The following is a 16970-nucleotide window of genomic DNA, read 5'->3' as shown; positions in this document are numbered from 1 at the left end:
AAGGTGAAACATGGCTAAATTACGCAGCAAAACAACCACAGAGGGTAGACAACGAGCCGGTGCTCGTGCACTTTGGCGTGCCACAGGCATGACCGATGGCGATTTTCATAAACCGATTATTGCCGTGGTCAACTCTTTCACACAATTTGTGCCTGGCCATGTTCACCTTAATCAGTTGAGCTCACTGCTGGCTGATGCTATTACCGAAGCGGGTGGTGTGCCCCGCGAATTTAATACCATTGCCATTGATGATGGTATTGCTATGGGTCATGGCGGCATGCTGTATTCACTGCCATCACGGGATTTAATTGCGGATTCAGTGGAATACATGGTCAATGCTCACTGCGCCGATGCCATGGTGTGCATCTCTAACTGTGACAAGATCACCCCAGGCATGTTGCTGGCTGCATTACGACTGAATATTCCGGTTATCTTCGCCTCAGGCGGTCCCATGGAGGCAGGTAAAACTCGCCTGGCCGATATCGATCTGAAACTCGATCTCGTCGATGCCATGGTAAAAGGCGCCGATCCGAGCGTCAGTGATGAAGACTCGGAACAGGTTGAGCGCTCCGCCTGTCCAACCTGTGGTTCGTGTTCTGGCATGTTTACGGCAAATTCCATGAACTGCTTACTCGAAGCGCTGGGGTTGGCATTGCCCGGCAATGGTACGACCCTAGCTACTCACAAAGATCGTGAGCAGCTTTATCTCGGCGCGGCGAAACGTATTGTCGCTTTGTGTGATGAATATTATGGCAAAGACAATGAACACGTGTTGCCTCGCAACATCGCCAATCAGGCGGCGTTTACCAATGCTATGACGCTCGATATTGCCATGGGCGGGTCTTCCAATACGATTTTGCATTTGTTGGCAGCTGCGCAAGAAGGTGAGGTTGATTTTGATTTAAATGACATCGATCAGCTTTCGCGCAATACGCCGTTTCTTTGTAAGGTAGCCCCCGCAACGCCACAATATCATATTGAAGATGTCCACCGCGCAGGCGGGATCATGGCTATCCTCAAAGAGTTAGCGCAAGGTGGCAAGTTGGATCTCAGTGTTGGGCACGTTGCAGGTGGTAGCTTAGGTGAGGTCATTGCTCGTTGGGATGCCAGCGACAGTAACAATGAACGTGCGCAAACGTTTTATCGAGCTGGCCCTGCTGGGATCCGAACTACGCAAGGCATGAGTCAAGGTTATCGTTGGCAAGAGCTCGACCTTGACCGTGAAGGGGGCTGTATTCGTGCTATTGAGCATGCCTTTCGTCAAGATGGCGGCTTAGCCGTATTGAAAGGAAATTTGGCACCGGATGGCTGTGTTGTGAAAAGCGCGGGGGTAGAAGATGAAATGCTCCGCTTCACCGGTCCTGCTGTGGTTTTTGAATCACAAGATGATGCTGTAGAAGGCATTTTAGGTGGCAAAGTGAAAAAGGGCGACGTTGTTATCATTCGCTACGAAGGGCCCAAAGGGGGTCCAGGCATGCAAGAAATGCTTTACCCAACCAGCTACTTAAAATCGATGGGATTAGATAAAGATTGTGCCTTATTAACCGATGGTCGCTTTTCCGGTGGTACTTCAGGACTATCGATTGGCCATGCTTCACCAGAGGCCGCTAGCGGCGGTGCTCTAGCCTTGGTTGAAGATGGCGACATTGTGGCTATCGACATTTATCAGCGCAGCATTGACGTTAAATTAGATGACACGGAACTTGCCCTGCGCCGTGCCAAACAGGATGCTCGAGGCAAAGAGACTTACAAGCCGGTTAACCGAGAGCGCTATGTCAGCCCGGCATTAAAAGCCTACGCCTTATTGGCCACCAGTGCGGATAAGGGAGCAGTTCGAGACCTGCAAAAATTAGAGGAGCTGAGTTAGCGATGGTTGCTCAAGAGTTAGATTATTTTCGTGCCATCATCCAAGCCAATGTCGACCCCTTGGTGCAGGTGACGCAGGTCAATCAGCTGGAACAAATGTCGGCGCGACTGAGCAACGACATCTGGCTAAAAAGAGAAGATCAACAACCGGTATACTCATTTAAGTTACGGGGGGCCTTTAACAAGCTGCGTCAGTTGCCAAAAGGGGCGCGGGTATATACCGCGTCGGCAGGGAACCACGCTCAAGGTGTGGCATTAAGCGCCACGCACTTAGGGCAGCATGCCACCATAGTGATGCCACTCACTACCCCCGAAATCAAAGTAAATGCCGTGCGTAAGCTCGGAGCTGAGGTGATCTTACATGGTCACCACTTTGACGCCGCCAAACAGTATGCCTTGGCGTTGTGCGATGAGCATGACGGGGTGTTTGTACCACCGTTCGATGATAAGGATGTGATCATTGGCCAAGGCACAGTAGCGCGAGAGTTGATGCAGCAACTCGATAAGCTCGATGTGGTGTTTATCCCCGTGGGCGGCGGTGGCTTATTGGCAGGCATGGCGGTGTATTTGAAGTCATTGCGCCCGGATATTCGCGTTATTGGTGTCGAAGCCGAAGACAGCGCCTGCCTAAAAGCGGCGATGGCAGCCGGTGAGCCGGTGGAGCTGTCGCAAGTAGGTAGTTTTGCTGATGGCGTAGCAGTCAAGTTGATTGGTTCTGAAACGTTTCGCTTAGCACAAAAGTTTTGTGATGAGGTGGTCACTGTGTCGGCCGACGAGATTTGTGCCGCGGTACAGGATATTTTTGTCGAGACTCGGGCCACCGCAGAGCCCTCGGGGGCATTATCGACCGCAGGGCTGAAGAAGTGGTTAGCACAAAGCAACGAGAAAGGGCTTAGCGTGGCCGCGATTTTATCGGGGGCCAATTTAAACTTTGACCGCTTACGTTACATTGCCGAGCGCACCGCATTGGGTGCCAAACATGAGGCGCTGTTTGGCGTCACCATCCCAGAACAAAAGGGTAGCTTTAAGCGCTTTTGTCAGTCACTAGGGGGGCGTGCTATTACCGAGTTCAACTACCGTTATGCCGGCAGTGCAGAGGCACAGATCTTTGTTGGTGTCGGTTTGCGTAATGGTCAGCAAGAGCTTGATGAACTCAGTACAGCATTGGCAGACGGCGGTTATCAATTCGATGATTTGTCTGACAATGAGTTAGCCAAGCTGCACGTGCGTTATATGGTGGGAGGCAAGCCGCCGCAAGTGATGGCTGAGCGACTATTGCGGTTTGAGTTTCCCGAGTACCCAGGTGCCTTGGCACGCTTTTTAGAAATGTTAGGCAGTAACTGGAATATTACCTTGTTTCATTATCGTAATCATGGTGCTGCGCAGGGCAATGTTTTGGCGGCATTTGAGGTGGCGGCCCATGACTCTGAGCGTTTTGATCAGCATTTGGCAAAACTTGGCTACCAGTTTCAAGAAGAAACCCAGAATCCTTGCTTTGCGCGCTTTCTCCATGGTGAGGCGCTGAAACAGCAAAAAGCTGGATAATGAAAAAGCTATCGGATAGTCTAGGGTGGCTTTACTTATAAGGAGATCTTCTATGCTGAATTTAAAAATTAAACCGCAACAGACATGGCCAGAAAAAAGTTTAGTGTTACTGCAGCGGTTATTGTTATTAGCCGGCTTCATCTTGGCATTTCAGCACTTTTCGTCGCATGAGCTAGCGCTGAAAACCATCATCCTTTTAGTTTTTGCAGTGATAACAATGACGCTACTTGTTGAGGGAGGTGGCTTATATGGTAGCCAGACTGTTGAGCAGGCAATCAAACGAGAGGGCGATGAGATAGTGCTGCAATATCCAGGTAAAACTGGCAAGCGCATTGCCATAGACAAAATTGGCCAAATTAGTGTCGCTGATGGCTACATTAGTATTATTGAGGTCAATAATGGCAATGGCTATGATATTCAATGCCGCAATAGTGCTGCACAGAGCCAACAATATTTGTTGCAGCAGTTAGGGCCGCAGTGGCAACAACAGATCACCGTACTGTGACCAGGCTTGCACACCTTAGCGACTTAATGTGGAATGGCAGAACGTGCTATTTCAGCTATAGTTAGCCAATATTTGCATAAATACATAAGGATATGATGCCTCGCCTTGCTATAACCGCCGCGTTACTCCTGCTGTCATTCAGTATCTCAGCCACCGAGCGGGTGGTGTTACAACTCAAGTGGACCCATCAGTTTCAGTTTGCCGGTTATTACTTAGCCAAGGAAAAGGGCTTCTATAGCGACGAAGGTATTGAGGTTGAGATTGTTGCCGCGGATCCCAACAACCCCGAGGTCGATTTTAAAGTGCTGTATGGTCAAGCTCAGTTTGGTGTCTTTCATTCTGGGCTATTAAAACAGCGCCTGGCAGGCGAGCCGTATGTTGCTTTGGCCGCTATTTTACAGTCTTCACCTTATTGCTGGATGGTTCGAGCCGACAGCGATATCTACGCGCCGAGCGATTTAAAAGGGAAAAAACTCAGCCATCTTGGTCATTCCGAAAATGGCGAGTTGATGATGATGTTGCGTCGAGCGGGAATAAATCCTGATGCTATTCAGCTTTATGCCAGTGCCGATCCACTGCAAGATTTTATCAATGGCAAGTACGATGCGATGCAAGTATATAGCACCAACGAGCCTTATCAGGCGCAGCAGTTAGGCATTAAAACCCGTGAAATTTGCCCTATGCAACATGGCCTTAACGTTTATGCTGATGTGCTGTTTACCACTGAACGCATGGTGGCGCAAAAACCTGACTTGGTGAAGCGCTTTCGTCGCGCAAGCCTTAAAGGCTGGCGTTATGCCCTAAACCACCTTGAAGAGGCGGTATTAATAACGCAACAACATTATGCTCAGCATAAAAGTGTCGCTCAGCTGGCTTATGAAGCGGAAAAACTTCGCAACTACATTAAAGTGGGTAATATCCCCATAGGTCGGATGTCGGCAGCTAAGTGGCAGTGGATTGCTCAGCTTTATCATCTAGACCTTGCTTTATTTCAACAACATAAAGCAGAATTTATTTACACTGATGACAATGAAGCCACGCTCGAGTTGTCTTGGGTGTTAATCATTGCCGCGATTTTGACGGTGATTTGTATACCAATGTATGTACATTTGATATTTTCTCGCAAATATCGGCAAAAATTACGTTAAACTAGGTCATTATTTTCTCCATCTGTGGCCACTGTGAACTATAAAGCGCGCTTTAAACACCTCGATGAACTGCTTTTTTCTACTCGTCAGTATTGGCAAGTGGTTGCTTTCGAGCATCACACTATTCCTTGGCCGGAGCTGGCTGCCACTTTGTTAGCACTGGATGATGAGCAAGTAACGGCGCTTGATAACGACAGTGAGGCGCTTAACGCCTTCTTTATGCCGAGTATTACCGCACTTAGCCAGCTGCCGCCGCTGTTACAGTTACCTATGCATGATAAGCCCCGTGATACCCTCCCTTTTTGGCTGAGCAATGGTATTAAAGGGCGTAAGCTAGCGCAGTTACAAGACTTTGTCGCCGCCATCGATGAAACCAATAGTGCGGTACTAGAATGGTGTGCGGGAAAAGGGCACTTAGGTCGAATGCTGGCGTATCATGGCGCACCTGAGGTGAACAGTATTGAACTACAAGCTGACTTGTGTCGTCAGGGAGAGCAAAGCGCTAAGCGCCAAGGACTAAACTTACACTTTCATTGTGCTGATGTGCTCAGTGATGACATTGGCTATCATTTTGCTGACAATCGTCATGGCGTGGCACTGCATGCTTGTGGGCAATTACACCGCGTTTTTATGCAGCAAGCCGTTGCCAATGACATGCCCAAGCTGTCGTTATCGCCTTGTTGTTATCATCTTTTCACGCCACCGGGTTATCAAGCCATGAGTGTTGAGGCGCAGCAAAGTCAGCTAAGCTTATCACACCACGACATGAAGCTGGCGCTACAAGAAACGGTTACGGCCCCAGGACGGGTGGCTCAGGTGCGTAAAAAAGAGGTCAGCTGGCGGCTTGGTTTTGATGCCCTGCGCAGAGACATTACCGGTGAGCAGGGTTACGTGAGTGTGCCTTCAGTGAATAAGGCAATTTTCTCACAAAGCTTTGCCGACTTTTGTCATTGGGCGGCAGAGCAAAAGCAAATCAGTCTCCCTATAGGGATCGACTTTGCACGTTATGAAAGCCTCGGCCAAGCGCGAAAACAGGTAACCGATAGAATCGAGCTGGTTAGGCACTTATTCCGCCGCGCCATCGAGATGTGGTTAGTACTAGACCGAGTGCTTTACCTTGAAGCGGCGGGTTACCAAGTGCAATTAACCACCTTTTGCCAGAAGTCACTGACGCCAAGAAATCTTTTAATCCAAGCGGAGCTGCCATAATGTGTCAATCGAAAGCGTTACAACATTTACTGGAAAGTAATCAAAAGTGGGCCGCTCGCACCCATGCCAACGATCCAGGCTTCTTTGATAAGTTATCGCAGCAACAACAACCGGAATACCTCTGGATTGGTTGTTCTGATTCAAGGGTTCCCGCTAACGAAATTGTTGATCTAATGCCGGGTGAACTATTTGTACATCGTAACGTTGCAAACGTAGTCGTGCACACCGATCATAATTGTTTATCGGTCATGCAATACGCCGTGGAAGTGCTTAAAGTGAAGCACATAATGGTGGTGGGTCATTATGGCTGTGGTGGTGTGCAGGCGGTATTAGACAATGCCAAATATGGTCTTATCGACAACTGGCTGCGTCATGTAACCGATGTCAAAGAAAAACATCGTGCGCTAGTGGAGCGCACCGCAGCAGCACAACAGGGGAATGTGCTATGCGAGTTAAACGTGATTGAGCAAGTTAGAAATGTCTGCTTTAGCAATATTGTGCAAGATGCATGGCAGCGCGGCCAGGCATTAAGCATTCATGGTTGGGTGTATGGCCTAACAGATGGTCTACTTAACGAAGTCGTCGGCTCGGTAGCGGGAAGTGAGGCATTGGCACTGAACTATGAGCAGGCGTTATTGGATATTAGTCAAAAATACACCTGATAGCGGCCTAGGCGTGCACGCACGCCCATTCGGCTGTTACTCTTTTGAGTTGCTGGCGTTATCCGCTAATTGCGCCTCGAGCTGTGCCACTTTTTGTTCTAATTCAGTAAGCTTTTCGCGGGTGCGAATAAGCACTTTACTTTGAATATCAAATTCTTCGCGGCTAACAAAATCCATTTCCGCTAGCTTTGCTTGAATAGCCTGCTTGGTTCTTGCCTCAAAGGTATCCGCAAGGTTCTTCACCCCTTGTGGCATATTGCTGGAAATTTGTTTGGCAATTTCTTCAATTTTGGCTGGATTAATCATCTTATTACCTTAACTTACATGAGTCGGTGATTACCTTCATCTTACCTTATGCACGGCAACCGTCAAAGGTTCGCTTCATAGTTTTGTACTGATACGGTAAACTAGGCTGCTTAGTTTAAAGCGACACCCTCAGCCCATGTTTTAGGGCGCCTATTACCACTGTGAACAACCGGATAGAAAGATGAAGCTCAACCCGAAACAAAATGAAGCCGTAAAATACATCAGCGGTCCATGCTTAGTCCTTGCCGGGGCCGGCTCAGGTAAAACTCGGGTGATCACCAACAAAATTGCCCACTTAGTGCAAAACTGCCAATACCAAGCGCGCAACATTGCCGCGGTGACGTTCACTAACAAAGCGGCAAAAGAAATGCGTGAGCGTGTAGCGCAAACCTTAGGTAAGCAAGAGGCCAAGGGCTTATGGGTGTCGACTTTTCATACGCTGGGGTTAGAGATCATTAAAAAAGAGGTGAAAACCCTGGGTTTCAAGCCTGGCTTTTCGCTATTTGACGATCAAGACACAGGCCAGCTGTTAAGTGAGCTCACAGAAAAAGAACTGGATAAAGATAAAGACTTACTCAACCTGTTAAAAATGCAGATTGGCAGCTGGAAGAATGAGTTAATATTGCCTGAAAGGGCAATCCGAGAAGCGAAAGAGCCGCAAAAAGCGCTTTTTGCTCAGCTATATGGGCGCTACCAAAACCAGCTGCGTGCGTATAACGCCCTCGACTTTGATGACTTGATCATGATCCCAACGTTGTTGTTGAATCAATCGCCTGAAGTACGTGAAAAGTGGCAAAATCGCTTCCGATATTTGCTCGTGGATGAGTATCAAGACACCAACACCAGTCAGTACCAATTGGTTAAACTGTTAGTAGGGGAGCGGGCGCGCTTTACGGTGGTGGGAGACGACGACCAGTCTATTTATTCTTGGCGCGGTGCCAAACCACAAAATTTGGTGTTATTGAGTAAAGACTTTCCCGGACTTCGGTTAATCAAGCTAGAGCAAAATTACCGTAGTGCAGGGCGTATTCTTAAAGCGGCCAATATCCTCATTGCTAATAACCCCCATGAGTTTGACAAGCAGCTGTTTAGTGAGCTGGGCTATGGCGATCCTATTCGCGTTATCGGCACTCGTGATGAAGAGCATGAGGCAGAGCGGGTGGTGGCGGAGATTATTTCGCACAAGTTTATGAAGCGCACCAGTTATCGTGATTATGCCTTGCTGTATCGTGGCAACCACCAAGCTCGAGTATTTGAAAAAGCGCTGATGACCAACCGCATCCCATATAAAATCAGTGGCGGGATGTCGTTTTTTGCTCGCAGCGAGATCAAAGACATCATGGCTTACTTACGCTTTTTGGTGAACCAAGATGATGACAACGCATTTTTGCGCATCGTCAATACACCACGACGTGAGATTGGCCCTGTGACCCTAGAGAAGTTAGGTAGCTTTGCCAACGAGCGCCATATTAGTTTGTTTGCTGCCTGTTTTGAGGCTGAGCTCACGCAACGTCTAAGTGGTCGTGGCTTGAATGCACTCATGGGCTTTGCCCGCTGGGTGGTGGAGCTATCTGATAGGGCGACACGGGGCGACACGTTAGAGGCGGTCAAAGACATGATCCGTGAAATTAACTATGAAGCGTATTTATACGAGTCCTCGCCAAGCGCTAAAGCCGCTGAAATGCGAATGAAAAATGTCTCTGAGCTGTACCGTTGGATCAGCGATATGCTCACTGGCGATGCCGATAATCCAGCCATGACATTACCTGAAGTGGTCAGTAAGCTGACCTTGCGCGATATGCTAGAGCGCAATGAAGAGGAAGATGATTCCGATGCGGTGCAGCTATTAACTTTGCATGCCTCAAAAGGGCTCGAGTATCCTCATGTGTTTATGGTGGGAATGGAAGAGGGTTTATTACCCCACCAAAGCAGCATTGATGAGGACAACGTTGAGGAAGAGCGGCGCTTGGCTTATGTTGGTATTACTCGGGCGCAGCAAAGTTTAACACTGACTTATACCAAAAGTCGGCGTCAGTTTGGTGAGCAAATCACTCCCGAGTTAAGTCGCTTTGTGCAGGAGTTACCACAAGATGATTTACAAATAGAAGGGAAAAAGAAGGTAGCGACACAGCAAGAACGAATGGCAAAAGGGCAGTCCAATGTTGCCAATCTTCGCGCCATGCTAAGACGGCAGTGATTCGCTATCTAAACTCGGTATATAGCTGCTCAGTCCGTTTTGATAATTGTCTCCCAGCATCTGTTGTTTGCCAAAGAATAAACTCAGGCCGTGCTTTTCGAGTAAACTTCTGAAGTTCAAGATGGCAGGGCCTCGGGCAATGACCTTAATGCCCTTTACTTTGGTCACCGCTAAGATCCCTTGCAACTGCACCTCATAGCTGCTCTGTTGCAATACGCGTTTACTAAATGTGGAGCTTAACAGTACAAAGTCGAAGTCTACCTGGCTAATTAAGGTTAAATCACAGCGGTCTTTACCAAAGTTATTTAAACCAATGGAAATGCTCTCAGCGGCTAATTGTTTCAGGTTTTGAATTTGCTGACTGGAGGCAAAACGCAGCTCATTTTCTTCAAATAACAGGCACAATGAGGATTCTTGTTGCTTGAGCTGTTGCTGTAAGGCACTAAAGTGGCTGCTTTCGAGTAACATGGTTGAGCAGCCGAAGAGCATTTCACCTTGCTGCTGCGCCCCAAGTTGTTGTGCCAGCTTAAGTAGGTGCAATTCCACCTCTAAATGTTGTGCTTTTTCAGCAGCGAACTTTTTCAAAATATCAAAGTTGGTGCTCCCCAGCACAGGGTGCTCTCCAAAGGCTTCTAAGAACGAAATGGCGGCTACTTTATCTTCCCAGGCTACGATTTCCGTTGCTCTAAAATGAGTTGGCAGTTTATCTAAGTGATGGTGCTCTTGCTGTTTATGGCTACTATTGCCTGCGGTTAAAAGTGGATGGTAAAACTCATAACGTCCACGGCCAGCATTTTTGGCATAATACATGGCGGCGTCGGCATCGCGAATGATTTCATCGGTATTGCGATAAGACTTACTGCTGTAGGTAATACCAATACTGGCGCCGCTTTGCATACAGACCCCTTTTAAGCAAAACGGCTGTTGCATTACTTTGATAATTCGCTTGGCGACGTCTTCTGCTTGCTGGCGGTCGGTGAGGTGGTCAAGCAGGACTACAAACTCATCTCCAGCAAGTCGTGCCAATAAGTCGTGTTCACGAATGCACTCAGCAAACGACTGGGCAACCCAAACTAAAAACTGATCTCCCGCTTGGTGACCCAGTTCATCATTAATGTCTTTGAATTTATCGAGATCAATAAACAGCACCGCAAAGTTATTCTCTGGGTAGCGGTGGTGCTTTTTCAGTGTTTTTTCCAACTGCGTAAGGAACAAGCTGCGGTTAGGCAAACCAGTTAAACTGTCGTGGTGGGCGTCATGATACAGTTGCTGCTCGATTTTTTTACGTTCTTCAATTTGCATTTGTAAATGCAAGTTGGTTTGTTGTAGCTCTTTGGTCTTCTCTGCCACTCGATGCTCTAATTGCTGGTGACTGGTTTTCAGCGCCTGATTAGCCAAGTGAGTTTGTAGTACTTGAGCAATTTGATTCGATACAAAAGAGATCAGTTCAACATCTTCATGGTTGAATTCGTATTTATGGTGGTAAGCCTGACAAGCGATCAGACCCATAACCCCAGTCGCTGTTTTAAGTGGGGCACCGAGCCAGCTAGTGGCAGCTAAACGACGGTCGTAACTCTTAGGGCGCTTTACGGTACCGTTAGCCACTAATTCCTTCGCGCGGTCGCTATCAATAAGCTGACTCTGCTCGGTACGCAGTACCAGCTCGCTATAACCATTGGCAAAAGGGCGCGGATGATAACTGGTTTGTTCATCGACACTGTAAGGAAAAGTTAGCCAGTCATTTTCTTTGTCATAGAGGGCAATATAGAGGTTGTCAGCAAAGGTGATGGAGCGAATAATGTCATGAACTTGCTGATAAACGTCATCAATATCGGAAAACTGGGTGGCAAGTTCGGAAATTTTAAATAGAATTTGCTGGCGTTCTAGTGCCCGCTTCCGTGATTCTATTTCTTTATTCAGTGCCTCATTACTTTGCATTAAGGCGCGAGTGCGAATTTTTACCTCGGACTCTAATAGCTCACGTTTTTTAACTCGCTCAATGGCCGTAGCCAGATACAACGACATGACCTCAAGCAACTCGACTTGATGCTCGCTATATGACTGCGACTCTTGATAACTTTGCGATACCATCACACCGATAATAGTGCCATCGCGGTAAATTGGTACACCTACCCAGTGCTCGGCTTGACTACCCATAATGGTAAAGTCACCGTCGGCAGCCTGATCGAGCATTTGCTGTTTGGTTACATAGAGGGTCTTTCCCGTTTTGAATACATAGCCAGTGACCCCCTGATTAAAGTGATGCGATTCATGCAGTGGCACAGAGATCCCATCTTTTTCATCGACAAAGTAGGATAATTCTAATGCTTGGGTATAACGATTTTGCAGCACCACATAAAAGCTTTCACTGGGGAGGTATTGTGACAGAATATTGTGAATGGCGGGATACAACAGGGTCAACTCAGCAACAGTGCTGGCCTGTTCCGATAACTGAATTAAAGCGTATTGCAGTTGAGACTTTCTCTTATATTTTTTGAGTAAAGACTCTAATCTAGCATTTCGTCGAGCTAGACCCTGATCCTGTTGCCGTGGCTCTGCCAATGATGAAACCGGTATTTTTGTTTAATTATTATACTTTATAGTTTCACTTTTAGCTGGGGTGGTCAAGTGCTAATTAGTGAATAAGTGCGGCTAAGATAGCCGCACCGAAAGAGTAAAGTCTTGCTTTTGGGTAAAGTGACTTACTGCTCGAGCATAAAGTCAATGGCTGCAGCTATTTCTTCGTCTGAGCAATCTGTACAGGTACCGCGTGGAGGCATGGCATTGAAGCCATTAATGGCATGATCGAGTAATACATCTTTGCCTTTTTCTAAGCGCGCAGCCCAGTCATCAGCTGATTTTGGTGCACCAAGTGCTCCTGTGCCATGACAAGCGAAACACGCGGCTTGATAAACCTGTTCACCTGAGCGTGGGCCTGTTGGTGCTGCATCGGCTTCGCTTTCAGCACCAGCCAAGTACACTGAGCCGATAGGTTGAAGGCGCTCTTTGATCGCTTCTTCAGTTAATGAATTGTCGTATGGTTGCGCAACTGCGGCTGTTGATAGCAATAAAAGTGCTGCTGAAAGTTTTTTCATTTACCTTGCTCACTTCGTTTGAACGTGTTCATTCACGATATTAGATGACGGAATTATCGGGATTATAACGCCACCTGTTCATTTATAAAACGGAAACTTAATTATAAATGCGCAAAACTTTAATTTTATTGCGATAGGGCAAGTTTTGTTGCCCTATTTCAGTGGTCACCCTAAGCAAACTCAGGGCTATGCTAAAACGTAATCCTGAGCTCACTACTTATTTACGGTTATCACCGTAATTGAGTTTACATTAAGACATAGCGACTAATTTATTTACCGCTTTTTCGATACCTGTTGCCGCTTCTAATACCGAGTTGGCCAGCATATAAGCTGGGGTGCTGATGACTTTTTCATTGTCATCAACGACGATATCACTTACCTCACATTGTTGATGTTTAGCACCTAAGGTGTCTATGGCGGCTGCCGTTTCAACATCGTTGCCAATCGTCGCTAGCGTACCTGGTGGATGAATATGGCCAATAAGCGCCGGCGCTATACACAGATAAGCAATGGGCTTTTGTTGGCGACTGAATTCAGTGCAGGCTACTTTGACGCTTTCGAGCACAGTGGATTTCGCCCCTTTTATAGCAAAGTCGCAGAGGTTTTTCGCCACACCAAAGCCGCCAGGTAAAATTAGGGCATCGAAATCATCGGCATTAAGTGTTTCTAAGTCTTTGACTTCACCGCGAGCAATACGAGCCGACTCCACCAAGACATTACGGCGCTCATCCATTTCTTCACCGGTAAGGTGATTGATAACGTGAAACTGCTCAATATTAGGGGCGAAGCATTGATACTGTGCATCCGCTTTTTCTAAATAGAGCATAGTAAGTACAGCTTCATTTACTTCGGCACCATCAAAAACACCACAGCCACTTAAAATTACGGCAACTTTTTTCATTGGTCTCTCCTTTAATAGCGCATCATTGCGCTCTTATGCATAAAAACGATCCCCATAGGATGAAAAAATTATAAAGGATCATCTATGATCTTTGATCAATTATGGTAGTATACTCCTCCGCTTGAAAAAATCAGGCTACTTTTTACTCACCTAGTTCGTACAGAGTAACGCAAAAAATTCTTTATCCACAAACCGGTAAAGATAATAACAATAAAAACGGGTTTAAAAGCGCAAGCAAATCAACCATCTACGAAGCACTCTAACTTTTTAATCATAAGTTCAGAGCGATTTCTCGTGTTTGTCTACAAAGTTATCCACAGGCCGTTATTAAAAATATCAACCGATAGTTATCCTTAGCAACTCGTTTTATTAGCCACCTTGTGGCATCCTTATATCCTACTCTATTAAAGATGAATTTAGGATCCAATATATATGTCTCAGATCCCTGAAAACCCCTTGATCTTGGTTGACGGCTCTTCTTATTTATTCCGTGCTTACCATGCTCCACCACACTTAACAAACTCAAAAGGTGAAGCAACAGGGGCTATCTATGGTGTGATCAACATGCTGAAAAGCTTGTTAAAGCAATATCAGCCAAGCCATATGGTAGTGGTATTCGATGCCAAAGGGCCAACGTTTAGAAATGAGATGTACAGTGAGTACAAAGCACACCGGCCGCCTATGCCAGATGATCTTAGAAGCCAAATAGAGCCTATCCATGAGATCATCAAAGCCATGGGTTTGCCCTTGGTGAGCATCAGTGGTGTTGAAGCTGATGATGTGATCGGAACCTTTTCTCGGATCGCTGCGGAGCAAAACCGCCATGTGTTGATCAGCACCGGTGATAAAGACATGGCCCAGTTGGTGAATGAGCATGTGACACTGATTAATACCATGACCAACACCATTTTAGATCCTCAAGGGGTCGTGGATAAATTTGGTATTGGCCCTGAATTGATCATTGACTATCTTGCACTGATGGGTGACAAGGTGGACAACATCCCAGGTGTCCCTGGAGTTGGAGAGAAAACGGCTCTGGCCATGCTGCAAGGGTTAGGATCGATTGATTCTTTGTATGAAAACCTGGATAAGATCGCCGATCTTGGCTTTCGCGGTTCGAAAACAATGGCGAAAAAGCTGGCAGAGCACGAGTCACAGTTACGCTTATCTTACGAATTAGCCACCATTAAACTCGATTGTGAGGTGGAACAAGATCTTGAGCAATTTCAAATTGCAGAGATGGATAAAGACCGCTTAATTAAGCTTTATGGTGAGTGTGAGTTTAAACGCTGGTTAGCTGAATTATTAGACGGTCAACCACAGCAGGATATTGTTGATATTGAAGCACAAGGCTCGGCCCCAGCTGCTGCAAAGGTGGAGGCTAATTATGAAACCATTCTCACTACTGAGCAGCTGGATGCATGGATAACAAAGCTGCAACAGGCTGAGCTCATTGCTTTTGACACCGAAACCACCAGCGTAAATTATATGGAAGCCGAACTGGTGGGTATGAGTTTTGCGGTTGCCCCTGGTGAAGCAGCTTATCTACCCATTGCCCACGACTACGTGGGTGCCCCAGAGCAGCTCTCTCGAGAGCTTGTGTTTGAGCGCATGGCGCCGCTGTTGGCGGATCCCAAGCTGGCGAAGGTGGGACAAAACCTAAAATACGATCAAAGTGTCTTAGCCAAAGCAGGGTTAGAGTTAAAGGGGATTGCCTTTGATACCATGCTGGAATCCTATGTCTTTAATAGTGTTGGCACCCGCCATGACATGGACTCGTTGGCATTAAAGTACCTAGGTCATAAAGCCATTAGTTTTGAAGAGGTAGCAGGTAAAGGTAAAAACCAGCTGACGTTCAATCAAATTGAATTAGAAAAAGCAGCACCTTATGCGACGGAAGACGCCGATATTACCTTGCGCCTACACCAGCATCTTTGGCCTCTGATCGAAAAAGAGCCGAGTTTAAAGCAAGTATTTACCGACATTGAACTGCCACTCTTGAGTGTTTTATCGCGTATAGAACGCACCGGTGTGCACATTGATGGTGATATGCTAGGCAAGCAAAGTGTTGAATTAGAAAAGCGTTTACAAGAGCTTGAGCAAGAAGCGTTTGCTATTGCTGGCGAAGAGTTTAATCTGGGTTCACCAAAACAGTTACAAGCTATTTTATTTGACAAGCTGGAGCTGCCGGTGATTAAGAAAACGCCAAAGGGCGCACCGTCAACCGCAGAAGAAGTCCTGCAAGAGCTGGCCCATGATTACCCGTTACCGAAACTCATTATTGAACACCGCGGGCTGGCGAAACTGAAGTCGACCTACACCGATAAGTTACCCAAATTGGTGAATCCTGATACGGGGCGGGTTCATACCTCTTATCATCAAGCGGTTACCGCCACAGGCAGATTAAGTTCAAGCGATCCAAACCTGCAGAACATTCCAATTCGTAATGAAGCGGGTCGTCGTATTCGACAAGCGTTTGTGGCGGATAGCAACAAGCAAATTGTCGCTGCCGACTACAGCCAAATTGAGCTGCGGATCATGGCGCATTTATCTCAAGATAAAGGCTTACTGAGCGCCTTTGCTGAAGGGAAGGACGTCCATAGTGCCACAGCTTCTGAAGTGTTCTCTGTGGCACTTGAAGAAGTGACCTCAGATATGCGTCGTAAAGCCAAGGCCGTCAATTTTGGCTTGATTTACGGTATGAGTGCGTTTGGCCTCGCAAGGCAACTCGATATTCCACGCCATGAAGCGCAGCACTACATGGATAAGTACTTTGAGCGTTTCCCAGGGGTGCTGGAATACATGGAACGCACCCGTGAAGAAGCGGCAGAAAAAGGCTACGTCGAAACCTTATTTGGTCGTCGCTTGTATCTACCGGATATTAAAGCCCGTAATGGCGCACGCCGAAAGGCGGCTGAACGTGCCGCTATTAATGCGCCGATGCAGGGCACCGCAGCAGATATCATTAAAAAGGCGATGATCACGGTTGATGAATGGCTGCAAAGCTGTGACAGCAACGATATTCAGCTTCTTATGCAAGTGCACGATGAACTGGTGTTTGAAGTGGCAAGCGATAAAGTGGATGAATACAGTGCTAAGATCTGTCAATTAATGAGTGACGCCGCCAGCCTTGATGTGCCTTTATTGGTCGAAGCGGACAGTGGTGAAAATTGGGAACAAGCACATTAACGTTGGCTCGGCCATTTGCTTAACTGCATAGCAACAAGAAGCACCGTTACTGCGGTGCTTTTTACGCTTATTACATTGCATACGCAGTGATTTGGATTGTGATTAGAAAGACGGGTAATGACATCGAAGCACTCGCCACCACCACCTATTTACTTAAAACCACAAAACTAATGCGAGTATTCACTTGCGCTATAGCATCTTTGAATTGTAGCCTCTGTTAATCTTGGGTAAAAAATAAAAAAAATACGTTGAAAGTTTATCAAATTGGCTTGTGTTTTGCTTTAAGGTATTTATTTCTTGGAATCCATTTGATAGAGTCCGCTCCGTCCTCATCCTGTAGGACATCC

Annotated in this window: 12 protein-coding genes; 8 read left to right on the top strand and 4 right to left on the bottom strand. The window is 46.8% G+C overall.

What is annotated here, in order from left to right; translation table 11 throughout:
• The first annotated feature begins 10 nt into the window (after positions 1-10).
• The 6 genes from ilvD to can all read left to right on the top strand — a co-directional run bounded on the left by ilvD (position 11) and on the right by can (position 6935).
• Complete coding sequence (ilvD, locus tag R3P39_RS12540) at positions 11-1867, top strand: dihydroxy-acid dehydratase (RefSeq protein WP_336567863.1); 1857 nt, start codon at positions 11-13, stop codon at positions 1865-1867.
• A 2-nt stretch (positions 1868-1869) separates the two neighbouring features.
• Positions 1870-3411: a threonine ammonia-lyase, biosynthetic gene (gene ilvA / locus R3P39_RS12535; RefSeq protein WP_336567861.1), complete on the top strand. Its 1542-nt coding sequence runs from the start codon at positions 1870-1872 to the stop codon at positions 3409-3411.
• A gap of 52 nt (positions 3412-3463) precedes the next feature.
• Positions 3464-3916 (top strand): hypothetical protein, encoded by a 453-nt coding sequence (locus R3P39_RS12530; RefSeq protein WP_336567860.1) that lies wholly within the window; start codon positions 3464-3466, stop codon positions 3914-3916.
• A 95-nt stretch (positions 3917-4011) separates the two neighbouring features.
• A complete protein-coding gene (locus R3P39_RS12525) occupies positions 4012-5064 on the top strand; it encodes an ABC transporter substrate-binding protein (RefSeq protein ID WP_336569313.1) in 1053 nt (350 codons plus the stop codon).
• 33 nt (positions 5065-5097) lie between these two features.
• Positions 5098-6273 carry a methyltransferase gene (locus R3P39_RS12520; protein ID WP_336567859.1) on the top strand — a complete coding sequence of 392 codons (1176 nt, stop codon included), beginning with the start codon at positions 5098-5100 and terminating at the stop codon, positions 6271-6273.
• Positions 6273-6935 (top strand): carbonate dehydratase, encoded by a 663-nt coding sequence (gene can, locus R3P39_RS12515; protein ID WP_336567857.1) that lies wholly within the window; start codon positions 6273-6275, stop codon positions 6933-6935. Before R3P39_RS12520 ends, can begins: the two co-directional genes overlap by 1 nt.
• Positions 6936-6971: 36 nt before the next feature.
• On the opposite strand, the gene ubiK is transcribed toward can, so the two are convergent.
• Entirely contained in the window at positions 6972-7241 is a 270-nt protein-coding gene (ubiK, locus tag R3P39_RS12510) for a ubiquinone biosynthesis accessory factor UbiK (RefSeq protein WP_336567855.1), read from the bottom strand.
• 181 nt (positions 7242-7422) lie between these two features.
• Between ubiK and rep the strand changes: the two genes are divergently transcribed.
• Entirely contained in the window at positions 7423-9438 is a 2016-nt protein-coding gene (gene rep / locus R3P39_RS12505; protein WP_336567854.1) for a DNA helicase Rep, read from the top strand.
• Here rep and R3P39_RS12500 read toward each other — a convergent pair.
• From R3P39_RS12500 to elbB, 3 genes are all read right to left on the bottom strand, one after another.
• Positions 9424-12000 (bottom strand): diguanylate cyclase domain-containing protein, encoded by a 2577-nt coding sequence (locus R3P39_RS12500; RefSeq protein ID WP_336567852.1) that lies wholly within the window; start codon positions 11998-12000, stop codon positions 9424-9426. The two genes, rep and R3P39_RS12500, sit on opposite strands and share 15 nt — an antisense overlap.
• Before the next feature lie 140 nt (positions 12001-12140).
• Positions 12141-12533, bottom strand: coding sequence for a c-type cytochrome (locus R3P39_RS12495; protein ID WP_336567851.1), 393 nt, complete (start codon positions 12531-12533; stop codon positions 12141-12143).
• A gap of 250 nt (positions 12534-12783) precedes the next feature.
• On the bottom strand, positions 12784-13434 hold the full coding sequence (gene elbB / locus R3P39_RS12490; protein WP_336567850.1) for an isoprenoid biosynthesis glyoxalase ElbB: 651 nt from the start codon (positions 13432-13434) through the stop codon (positions 12784-12786).
• 432 nt (positions 13435-13866) lie between these two features.
• Between elbB and polA the strand changes: the two genes are divergently transcribed.
• Positions 13867-16623 carry a DNA polymerase I gene (gene polA, locus R3P39_RS12485; RefSeq protein ID WP_336567849.1) on the top strand — a complete coding sequence of 919 codons (2757 nt, stop codon included), beginning with the start codon at positions 13867-13869 and terminating at the stop codon, positions 16621-16623.
• Positions 16624-16970: the final 347 nt, after the last annotated feature.

The organism is Pseudoalteromonas sp. UG3-2 (assembly GCF_037120705.1).
Lineage (GTDB): Bacteria > Pseudomonadota > Gammaproteobacteria > Enterobacterales > Alteromonadaceae > Pseudoalteromonas.
Note: the sequence above shows the minus strand (reverse complement) of the source record. Positions and strands in the feature narration are given on the sequence as shown.

What these genes read in the sequence shown, in the direction of transcription:
- R3P39_RS12495 (WP_336567851.1), bottom strand. Translation starts at nt 12,533, where the DNA reads ATGAAAAAACTTTCAGCAGCACTTTTATTGCTATCAACAGCCGCAGTT.
- ilvD (WP_336567863.1), top strand. Translation starts at nt 11, where the DNA reads ATGGCTAAATTACGCAGCAAAACAACCACAGAGGGTAGACAACGAGCC.
- R3P39_RS12530 (WP_336567860.1), top strand. Translation starts at nt 3,464, where the DNA reads ATGCTGAATTTAAAAATTAAACCGCAACAGACATGGCCAGAAAAAAGT.
- polA (WP_336567849.1), top strand. Translation starts at nt 13,867, where the DNA reads ATGTCTCAGATCCCTGAAAACCCCTTGATCTTGGTTGACGGCTCTTCT.
- ubiK (WP_336567855.1), bottom strand. Translation starts at nt 7,241, where the DNA reads ATGATTAATCCAGCCAAAATTGAAGAAATTGCCAAACAAATTTCCAGC.
- elbB (WP_336567850.1), bottom strand. Translation starts at nt 13,434, where the DNA reads ATGAAAAAAGTTGCCGTAATTTTAAGTGGCTGTGGTGTTTTTGATGGT.
- ilvA (WP_336567861.1), top strand. Translation starts at nt 1,870, where the DNA reads ATGGTTGCTCAAGAGTTAGATTATTTTCGTGCCATCATCCAAGCCAAT.
- rep (WP_336567854.1), top strand. Translation starts at nt 7,423, where the DNA reads ATGAAGCTCAACCCGAAACAAAATGAAGCCGTAAAATACATCAGCGGT.
- R3P39_RS12525 (WP_336569313.1), top strand. Translation starts at nt 4,012, where the DNA reads ATGCCTCGCCTTGCTATAACCGCCGCGTTACTCCTGCTGTCATTCAGT.
- can (WP_336567857.1), top strand. Translation starts at nt 6,273, where the DNA reads ATGTGTCAATCGAAAGCGTTACAACATTTACTGGAAAGTAATCAAAAG.